The sequence below is a fragment of the Streptomyces sp. KR55 genome, assembly GCF_052245645.1.
GTDB lineage: Bacteria > Actinomycetota > Actinomycetes > Streptomycetales > Streptomycetaceae > Streptomyces > Streptomyces flavusporus.
Genome location: NZ_JBQQCE010000382.1, coordinates 1 through 9689, shown reverse-complemented (window position 1 = coordinate 9689; position 9689 = coordinate 1). Strand labels below are relative to the sequence as shown.

The 9689-nt window shown below is 68.4% G+C and carries 7 protein-coding genes; 4 read left to right on the top strand and 3 right to left on the bottom strand.

Translation table 11 applies throughout. The features are described from left to right. Positions 1–575 precede the first annotated feature (575 nt). Positions 576–1076: a transposase domain-containing protein gene (locus ACTWQJ_RS38465; protein WP_443311082.1), complete on the bottom strand. Its 501-nt coding sequence runs from the start codon at positions 1074–1076 to the stop codon at positions 576–578. Positions 1077–1378: 302 nt separating this feature from the next. Between ACTWQJ_RS38465 and ACTWQJ_RS38460 the strand changes: the two genes are divergently transcribed. Further along, on the top strand, positions 1379–1840 hold the full coding sequence (locus ACTWQJ_RS38460) for a hypothetical protein (protein WP_443311081.1): 462 nt from the start codon (positions 1379–1381) through the stop codon (positions 1838–1840). Positions 1841–2928: 1088 nt separating this feature from the next. Here ACTWQJ_RS38460 and ACTWQJ_RS38455 read toward each other — a convergent pair. Beyond that, the gene (locus ACTWQJ_RS38455) at positions 2929–3786 is read right to left on the bottom strand and encodes a fumarylacetoacetate hydrolase family protein (protein ID WP_443311080.1); all 858 of its coding nucleotides are present in this window, start codon (positions 3784–3786) and stop codon (positions 2929–2931) included. A 152-nt stretch (positions 3787–3938) separates the two neighbouring features. After that, positions 3939–4736, bottom strand: a complete 798-nt coding sequence (locus ACTWQJ_RS38450) for a class E sortase (protein WP_443311083.1) — start codon at positions 4734–4736, stop codon at positions 3939–3941. A 261-nt stretch (positions 4737–4997) separates the two neighbouring features. On the opposite strand from ACTWQJ_RS38450, the gene ACTWQJ_RS38445 reads away from it, so the two are divergent. From ACTWQJ_RS38445 to ACTWQJ_RS38435, 3 genes are all read left to right on the top strand, one after another. Then, entirely contained in the window at positions 4998–6470 is a 1473-nt protein-coding gene (locus ACTWQJ_RS38445) for a glycoside hydrolase (RefSeq protein WP_443311079.1), read from the top strand. 1550 nt (positions 6471–8020) lie between these two features. Continuing rightward, positions 8021–8302, top strand: a complete 282-nt coding sequence (locus ACTWQJ_RS38440) for a hypothetical protein (protein ID WP_443311078.1) — start codon at positions 8021–8023, stop codon at positions 8300–8302. A 278-nt stretch (positions 8303–8580) separates the two neighbouring features. Further along, on the top strand, positions 8581–9600 hold the full coding sequence (locus tag ACTWQJ_RS38435) for an SEC-C domain-containing protein (protein ID WP_443311077.1): 1020 nt from the start codon (positions 8581–8583) through the stop codon (positions 9598–9600). The last annotated feature ends 89 nt before the right edge of the window (positions 9601–9689 follow it).

Here is a 9689-nt window from a genome sequence, read left to right as displayed (position 1 = left end):
CGCTTCCGAATGCGGGGCGCCAGGACGATCTCCGCTTGAGGGGATCTGGGCTACGTCTCCCCCAGCGTGGGAGGTCGGCCATCACCACGGCGTTGATCCTGCGTGACCGCCGCGTGACGCTGCTCAGCGCCGGGCATGGAGGGCCGACATTTCCAACAACTCGTGCAGCCAGCCCCGCGCGGGGGTGCGCTTCTTCTTGGGCGTAGACACCGCGCAGGGTGTCGGCGACGGCCCAGACGCCTTCTTTACGCAGCTGCCTGGTGCCCAGGTGCTTGCCGGTGGTGCGCGCGAGCGCCTCGCGCGCACCACGCAACGGGCTGGCGGCGACCTCGTGCACTGAGGTGCCCCCAGGTTTGGGATCCAATAGGATCTCTGCGCGGGTTTGCTGGGTTGCTCGGTGGTGCGGGGCGTTGGTCTTCGGGGAACAGCTGGAGCTTGACGGTGTGGGCGACGTGGTGGTGGCCGGCTCGTCGGGCCGCAGGGTGCGGTAGCCGGTGCCGCTGTGCTTGGCGGCACGGGGTGCGGCGCATCCGGGGCGGGGCTTGACAGCCTCGCGGACCAGGTCGGCCTGGACGTCACGGACCTTGGCGGCCAGCTGCCGAGGAGGGAAAGTCCGCGCCGCCGGAGCGTCGGGCGGCGGCGAGGGTCTGCTTGAAGCTGATGTACGAGAAAGGGAAGTCCGCGCACTGTGCGGACTCGGCGGCCAGCTTGTGAACGGCCTGGTAGACGCAGAGCATGGCCCACAGTTCCTGCGCGACCATGGCTGGGCTCATCGAGCGCAGGGTGGCGGTCTGCCCGCCGCGCTGCTCGATCTTGATGTGCTTGAAGATCGTTTCGCTGGTCCAGTGCGCCGTGTACAGCTCCGCCAGCTCACGGGCGGGCGCCGAGCCCGCATCGAGCAGTGTGGTGATCAGACAGAACAGCTCGGAGGTCTCCTCGCTGACGCCGTCGGTATCCAGCAGCACCAGGCCGTATCCGTAACCCGTGAACAGCCACATCGTCAGCACGAAGTACACCGTCAGCCGCGCGGGCAGCGACCGCGTGCGCTCCTCGCGTGCCCCGGCCTCGTCGACCATGACACGCCGAATTCCAGGAATTGCGACTCACAGCATGAATTGATCGGCCAGACCCTGTCCGAAAAACGCAAGGCCCCTCAGGGATGTCCGCCAGCGTGAAGAGCACGAAGCTCCTTGCTTTGCAGGATGGTTGATGCCTCTGCAAAGGCAAGGAGCTTCGTACTTTATGGGGCACCCCGCCACCCGATCCGGTCACGACCGGAAGAGTTCAGCGCGTTCACCCGGGGGTGTTCAGGCCTACAGGCTCGGCAGGTTCGGCAGGTTCGGCAGGTTCGGCAAGCTCAGCGTCGTCGGTGCTCGGGGTGTTCGGCGTGTTCGGAGTGTTCGGGGTGTTCGGGGTGTTCGGCGTGTTCGGCGTGTCCGCGGTGCTCGGCGTGCTCGGCGTGCTCGGCGTCGTTGGTGTGCTCGGCGTCGTCGGTGTGCTCGGCGTGCTCGCGGTGTTTGCGCTGTTCGGCGTGTTCGGCGTGTTCGGCGTGTTCGGCGTGTTCGGAGTGTTCGGAGTGTTCGGCGTGTTCGCGGTGCTCGGCGTGGTCGGCGTCGTCGGCGTGCTCGGCGTGGTCGGCGTGCTCGGCGTGGTCGTGCCGCCCGGCGACCTCTTAGCCTGCGCCACGTTCGCCTGGTTCACATCAATGGGCAGCTCTTGCTTCTTCTTCTGCTGCTTCTCCTTCGACGCCTTCTTCTCCTGCACCGCCCTCTTCTCTTCCGCCGGTTCCGGCGCTTGCGGTGCCATGTCATCCAACAAGCCGGTGGCGAGGAGTGGCTGAGTTCTTCCATAGCGGGAGTCGCTGTAGTCGGCGGCGTAGGCGCTTCCCGCGCCGAGGCCGACCAGACCCCCGACCGCTGCAGCGATGATCATGACCTTCTGGAGCTTGCGCATGAATCTTGCCCTCCGTGCCTTTGCATTGCGGAACTGAATTACTCATTGCGACGAGATGGGCACTAAACGTACATGTCGAGTGGATTCATCTCCCCCCAGGAACCCGTGTCGGGCCTCCCGATCACTCATTCACCCTCTCCAGGGGCGCCCACGCCCCGCCCTCCCTCGTGGCCCCGCAACGGGGTGCCTGACCCCCGGGCCCGTCATGTCCGCTTTGCCCCCTGTCGTACGCATGACCTGGGGGTGCCACTGAGCCCCGGGGCACCGCTTGACCGCTGATGAGGGGCCTGACGACCGCCCGGTCCGGCGCAATGCCGGACCATCGAAGGGACGGGGTGTCTGCGTAACGTGGTTGCCGGCGCGTGGTGCCGCAGGGTCAGCCAGACAAACGAGAGCACAACCGAGCACCGAGAGGCACACGCGCATGGTCGACACGACCGGTGTCGGTCTCTTCCTCGGTCTGGACCTGGGCAAGGAGTTCCACCACGCCACGGCCTGACCGGACAGGGCAAGCGGCTGGGCCGCGCCCGCTGCGAGACCCTGCTGAAGACGCACGGCTCGCGCAAACCCCACCAGCTCACCGAACTGATCTTCACCGCGCTGGGAGCAGACCCTCATCGTCCCGGCACCGAGGCCAGTGCCGTCATCGTGCCCGGCCTGGCTGCCCAGCTCGCCGCCGCGCACGCCCAGCGCCGCCAGGTCGAGCAGGAGATCGCCGCCCTGCTGGAAGCCCTCCCTGTGAGACCAGTACCTCGCCGCAGCACTCTCGGGTCGCGCCCCGGAAGGTTCTCAAGTGCTACAAAACCTTTCGTGACCCGAACAGGGTGGTGTACTACCGGATTTCACAAAGGCCCATACACAAGGACGGGTAAATCGTGTTCGTCCCGTTCCTCATCCAGGTGCCCACGCCCCCGAATCCCCCGCCCGTGATCACCGTCGACCACCTCCCGGAGACGTGATCCCCGCGAAGTCCCGTCAGGCGTCCTTGAACTCCTGCCGCTGCCGCCCCAACCCCTCGATCTCCAGCTCCACCACATCCCCGGCCCGCAGATACGGCTTCGGCTCCGGCTGCCCCAACGCAACCCCCGCCGGCGTCCCCGTATTGATGACGTCACCGGGATACAGCGTCATGAACTGGCTGACGTAGCGCACGACTTCCCCCACGGAGAAGATCTGCTCGGCCGTCGTCCCGTCCTGCTTCAGCTCCCCGTTGACCCACAGCCGCAGCGCCAGCTTCTGCGGATCCGGCACCTCGTCCGCTGTCACCAACCACGGCCCCAGCGGATTGAACGTCTCGCAGTTCTTGCCCTTGTCCCAGGTCCCGCCCCGTTCGATCTGGAACTCCCGCTCGGAGACGTCATGGGCCACCGCGTACCCGGCGACATGCGCGAGCCCGTCCTCCACCGACTCCAGGTAGCGAGCCGTACGTCCGATGACGACCGCCAGCTCCACCTCCCAGTCGGTCTTGCTGGACCCGCGCGGCACAAGGACCGTGTCGTTGGGCCCGACCACCGTGTCCGCGGCCTTGAAGAAGATCACCGGCTCGGCGGGCGGCTCGGCGCCGGTCTCCCGGGCGTGGTCGTGGTAGTTCAGCCCGATGCACACGATCTTGCCGATCCGCCCCAGCGGCGGCCCGATCCGCAGCCCCGCCGCGTCCAGCGCGGGCAGCTCCCCGGCGTCGGCGGCGGCCCGGATCCGGCCGAGCGACGCGTCGTCGGCGAGCAGCTCCCCGTCGATGTCCGGCACGAGGCCCGACAGGTCCCGCAGAACCCCCTCGGCGTCGAGCAGCGCGGGCTGCTCGGCCCCGGCCGTACCGACTCGCAGCAGCTTCATGAGCACAGTCTCCCTCGATCGCGGGCGGTCCTCCGATCGGCCGCGGCCCGGGTGCGGCGGGAAGCACAGCCATCGGAGGACTGGTTGATCCTCCAAGGTCGAGTTCCAGTCCGCAAGACCCGGTTCACGTACTGGACCGTAAGGTGCCGTGCTCAGCGGTCCGGCGCCGGCCGCATGGAGGTGAGCGTCCCCCACACCACCAGGCGGTACGTGGAGGTGTACTCCGGGGTGCAGGTGGTGAGGGTGAGGTAGTAGCCGGGGTCGCGGTAGCCGCGGGCGGGGTGGACGAGGCTGCGGGGCACGGGCCGTAGGACACCGGTGTCGCGTGCGGAGGTCTGCGGCACGGTCTGGTCGACGGCGTACGTGTACACGGCGTCCTGCGTCTCTACGAGGATCCGGTCGCCGTCGTCGAGCCGGTTGAGGTACCGGAAGGGCTCGCCGTGGGTGTTCCGGTGCCCGGCGAGGGCGAAGTTCCCGGCGCGGCCGGGCTGCTGGGTGCCGGGGTAGTGGCCAACGTACCCCTTGTTGAGGACGTCCAGTTTGCTGATGCCCTCGGCGACGGGGACGCGGAGGTCGAGACGCGGGATGGTGAGGATGGCGTAGGCGAGGGAGGGGGTGGGGTCGGGGGCAGGGGGCTGCGGCTGGTCGGCACGTTGCCGGCGGGCGGGCTCCTCGCGCGCGGGTTCCCCGGACGGCTCCGCGGGCGCCGCCGTCCCCTGGCCGTCACCCTCCTCAACTCCCCGTCCTCCACTGCCCCACGCCCGCTCCAGCGCCTCCACCTTCCGCTCGGCGCCCTCTCTGGCCTGACGGTTGGTCCACCACAGCTGGTGGACGACGAGGAGCAGAAGTACGACGCCGACGGTGACGAGGGCTTCGCCCCCGGCCCACAGGGCACGCCGGCGCAGCGCACGCCGGCGCCGGGTGCCGTGCTGCACGACGGGAACGCGCATGGCGGACGCCTCCTCCACGTGGGCCGCCCGCACGATAAGCGCCACGCCACGAGGTCACCAGACCCATACGCGTCCGCACCCTCGAACACTCCTGCCCACCCTTCTTCCATTGGTTTGAGAAAGGGGTTCGAGAAAGCCGCAGAAAGCGCTGTCACGCCTCTCGACAACCCACCCGCCACACCCGATGCTTCCTGACGGCATGAGCGGGACGGGCCCCGACGCCGGTTCGACCACCCGGCAGTTGATGGAGGCGGAGAAGCCATGATCCGACGCAGAACCCTGCTGGCCGCGGCAGGCGGTACGTTCCTCGGCAGCGCCCTGGCGACCGGCACCGCACACGCGGACGCCACGATCGCCGTCAACCCGTCGACGACGTACGGCACATGGGAGGGCTGGGGCACGTCCCTCGCCTGGTGGGCGAACGTCTTCGGCAACCGGAACGACTTCGCCGACCTCTTCTTCACCACCAACTCGGTGACGTACAACGGCACGGCACTCCCCGGCCTCGGCCTCAACATCGCCCGCTACAACCTGGGCGCGTGCAGCTGGAACAGCGTGAACGGCGAGACGATGGCGGAGTCCCCCAACATCCCCGCCTTCAAGCAGATCGAGGGCTTCTGGCAGGACTGGAACAACGAGGACCCGACGTCCTCGGCCTGGGACTGGACGGCGGACGCGGCCCAGCGCGCGATGCTGCAGAAGGCCGTACAGCGCGGAGCGATCACCGAGCTTTTCGCCAACTCACCGATGTGGTGGATGTGTGACAACCACAACCCGTCCGGCGCGGCGGACGGCGGCAACAACCTCCAGACCTGGAACTACCGCCAGCACGCCTCCCACCTGGCAGCAGTCGCGGCGTACGCCCGTACGAACTGGGGCGTGAACTTCGCGACGGTGGACCCGTTCAACGAGCCGGCCTCCACCTGGTGGACGGCGACGGGCACCCAGGAGGGCTGCCACATGGACCCGGCGGTCCAGGCGGCCGTACTCCCGTACATGCGCAGCGAGTTGGACAAGCGAGGCCTGACGGGCGTCCGCATCTCGGCCTCCGACGAGACGAACTACGACACGGCCCGCTCGACGTGGGCCTCCTTCGGCTCCTCCACCAGGGCCCTGGTGTTCCAGGTGAACGTGCACGGCTACCAGGGCTCGGGCGGCCGCCGGGACCTGCTGTACACGGACGTGGTGACGACGTCCGGCAAGAAGCTCTGGAACTCCGAAACGGGCGACGGCGACGCCACGGGCCTGACCCTGGCGTCGAACCTCTGCTACGACTTCCGCTGGCTGCACCCGACGGCCTGGTGCTACTGGCAGGTGATGGACCCGACGACGGGCTGGGCGATGATCGCGTACGACGCGAATACCTTGCAGCCGACGACGGTCCAGCCCAAGTACTACGTCATGGCCCAGTTCAGCCGCCACATCCGCCCCGGGATGACGATCCTGGACACAGGCGTGAGCTACGCGGCAGCGGCGTACTCAGCATCGTCGAGGCGCCTGGTGATAGTCGCCGTGAACACCTCGACGTCGGCCCAGACCCTGACCTTCGACCTCTCCCGCTTCTCGACGGTGACCGGCGGCTCGGGCGGCCTGGTCCCCCGCTGGAACACGGCAACGTCCGGCTCGGACCGCTACCGCGCGTACTCGGACACGTACGTCTCCGGCAAGTCGGTGAGCGTGCCGTTCGCGGCGGGGGCGGTGCAGACGTTGCAGGTGGACGGGGTGACGCTCTGAGGCTGCACTTCTCAGGCGAAGAAAGCGCATCGGGTCGTACCCGCGCGTGCGGGTCGGGGGTCCGTCAGCGAGCTGGCGGACCCCCATGCAAGATCGAGGCTAGATGCAAACGCCGTCGCAACGCTCGTTCCACAGGTCTCCGCAGCCTGACGTGGGCGTGCAGTCAACCGGACCGCACCGATAGAAGCCGCAGTGATCATGTGACTGGTGGTTCTGCTGATGAGCCCGACTCGCCCTCTGACTGACGTCGTTGACTGTCCTGTTCGGGATTTGTCGGCTCGTCGGCGGGACCGCCACGCACGCGGCCGGACGGGCGTTTGTGACCTCATAGGAGTCAGCATCCTGCAAGAACCCCCGAAACCCACCCCTGGCGCCGGCGTGACAGCCGTGCAGCCAGCACCAGGAGGAGCCGATGCGCACCCGAGATGTCCTGGGCCATCGAACCTTGATCATTGCCACCGAAGGTTGTTCACTGCCCATGAGTGGCTCGTCGCGAAGTGGCAGAACCGCCCCCATGACGGACTGCGGGACCCGGCCGCACCCGGCCGGTCGTTCACTCCGAACCAGAAGTACGCCGCACTGATCGAAGCCTGCGGCTACGTCCCCGTCGCGCTCGGCGACGACTACAGAGGCGGGCAGTTAGAGAGCCAAGGCTTCTTCTCGCATACCGGGGGATCAGGGTAACGCGGCGGTGTCCCGATTCCGCCGGGGCGGACGTGGCCAACCTCGTAACGCGGCGGTGTCCCGATTCCGCCGGGGCGGACGTGGCCAACCTCTCGCTCGTCACCGCCCGTTCCGCCGGTGCCTGCGGGGCGGTCCCATGGGGCTGGACCGCAGTCACCGGCGCAGCCTTCCTCGCCGCCGTTACCGCCCTTTCCGCCGTCGGTGACGGCGGACGCGGGGGCGGGCTGGCTCACGGCCGCCGTCGCGGCAGTTGCCGGAAGGATGACGCCCCCGGAGAGCAAAGCGGTCGAGGCGAAGACCATCGCGAGGCGGAAGCCCCGCCGTTTGGGCTGTGCGTCGTTGTGGGCGTGAACGCCATGGGTCATGGGATTTCTCCTTCTGTCGAGGGGTTTCCCGACGTGCCCCGGGAATTCGGGGGGCCGGCTGGCGGATCGGTTCCGGCCGGGACCGCCCTGCCGGGATAACAGGCGGTTCGGTGAGCGGGAAAACCCTCGGCGAGGACTTCCGCCCCACCCCTGCGGCCCCGTGTCCATGTCTGGTGGGCCCACATTTTCAGTAAGCCCGACCGGCACAACGCCGTCACGCTCCGACAACTCGGGACTTGACGGAGCCGGAGGCGCCCGGTACGTTCCCGCGGAACTGCCGCCGGGCAGCCCCGGACCGTTCGGGAGCCCGACGTTTGCGCTGTTCAGGGAGCGATGGGTCGCGACCTAGTCTGCGGCCACGTCGACGAGCGTCACCATTGCCACGAGGCCCTGTCCTCATGCATGAACCACTCCGAGATCATCCGATCAGGATTCTTGTTCGATCCCCAAGCTCGATGACCGGTATGAATACGGCTTCTGAACGAACAGATCCGACACGATGTGAGGGCTGATCTGGAAACGAAGGAGGTCGCCCCAGGCCGTCGCGTCTTCGACCTGAAGATCGAGTACCTGGACTGCGTTCCCCCGGTGCACTGGGTGGCAAGCGACGGGCTGTGCGTCGTCACCTCCAGCTGGGTCGAGCGTCTGGCCTTCCAGCAACAGCCCAACAAGTCGGTCACCATGACGCAGACCGAGCTGTCCCGCGAAGACCCATGGACTTACTGGGACGCAGCAGCGCTCCCTGCCGGAAACAAGGAGAGGCTGGCCTGGGACGACTCGTAGGAGAGATCGCCGTGCGCACCAGGGACCGGGTGCGCACGGCGACAGCCTGTGACCGGCATCAATGCCGGACACTGGCCGGCCGGCGATCTCGCTGAGGTCACTGATAGTGCGCGGGGCATACGGGAATGCCGCCCTCGTCACCACACATCCACAGCCCCGACGGCCCTCCAACCGAACCTCAGCGATCACTGCCTCCCGCCAGGCTGCCCCGGCGGCCGGGATGTCAGTGACCTGCCAATACCTCTCCTCCGACACCCGTCGGCAGTACGGTGTCCCCCATGCGCCCCGACACGCCCGCCGAGAACGTCGACGTCGACCACCACGCCGAAGCGGCCCGCCTGGAGCGAACCGTCGGCCTGTACCCCGAGGACGCCGAAGCCCTCCTCCTGAGGGCCGCCGCCCACCTGGAACTGGCCGGCGACCGCCCCGCCGCGTCCGCGCTCTACGACCGCCTGCTGTCTGCCGACGCCCTGGAGAACCCCTCCCTGGTCCGAGCCCTGAAGGCCTCGAACCTGTGGGAGTACGGCCACGAGGCCGAGGCCCGGGCGATCATCGAGGGCATCCGCACAGCCTCGCCCCGGGACCCGGCCCCCTGGGTGATCATCGCCGAGGCCCTGGAATCCCACGACGAGCTGGAGGCGGCGCAGGAGACGTTCACAGAGGGCGCACGGCTGCTCCTCACGGACGTGTCGGAACCCCCGTACTCCACGCGCGCCCTGCTGTTCGGCCGCCACCGCGTCCGCCGCATGCTGGGCGTCGCCCACGACGAGTGGGACCTGCTCGCGGACACACTCCACTCAATGCCGGTGTCCCTGGACGAGCTGCACGACCCGAAACGGGTGTGGTCTCTGGGCTCGAACAACCCGGCGGAACTTGAGGCGGAGATCTCCCGCCTGCGGGCAGAACTGGGCGCCTACCGGGAGGCACTGTCCCGCCCGTTCCCGGTGGCGGTGCTGCACTGGCCGGCGGGGGAACTGGCGGAGCTGGTGACTGCGTATCCGTCGTTGGCCGCGGAGTATCCCTCGCATGAGGAGCACCTGGCGACGATAGAGGCGTCGCTTCGGGAACTGGCGTCGTCCGGGACGCCGAACCTGGGGATCGTGACGGGGACGGTGCCGTCGTACGAGGCGTTCGCGGCGTCGGAGGGTTCGTCGCCCTCGGACGCGGACCTGCTGCCGCAGTATGCGACGACGCTGGCGGCGAGGGGGCGGGCGGTTGCCTGGCCGCCGCAGAAGGGGGCCGGCTGCTGGTGCGGATCGGGTCGGACCTACGGGGGGTGTCACGGCACGGAGGGATGAGAGCTGACGGTCAGGATGCCGGAGACGATACGACTGACCTCGGCAGCCGGGCCGCACCAGTTCAGCCACATCAAACAGACCCCGCATCC

Coding starts and splice junctions, on each gene's coding strand:
- ACTWQJ_RS38450 (WP_443311083.1), bottom strand. CDS start 4,736: ATGCGCGTTCCCGTCGTGCAGCACGGCACCCGGCGCCGGCGTGCGCTG.
- ACTWQJ_RS38465 (WP_443311082.1), bottom strand. CDS start 1,076: ATGGTCGACGAGGCCGGGGCACGCGAGGAGCGCACGCGGTCGCTGCCC.
- ACTWQJ_RS38445 (WP_443311079.1), top strand. CDS start 4,998: ATGATCCGACGCAGAACCCTGCTGGCCGCGGCAGGCGGTACGTTCCTC.
- ACTWQJ_RS38455 (WP_443311080.1), bottom strand. CDS start 3,786: ATGAAGCTGCTGCGAGTCGGTACGGCCGGGGCCGAGCAGCCCGCGCTG.
- ACTWQJ_RS38435 (WP_443311077.1), top strand. CDS start 8,581: ATGCGCCCCGACACGCCCGCCGAGAACGTCGACGTCGACCACCACGCC.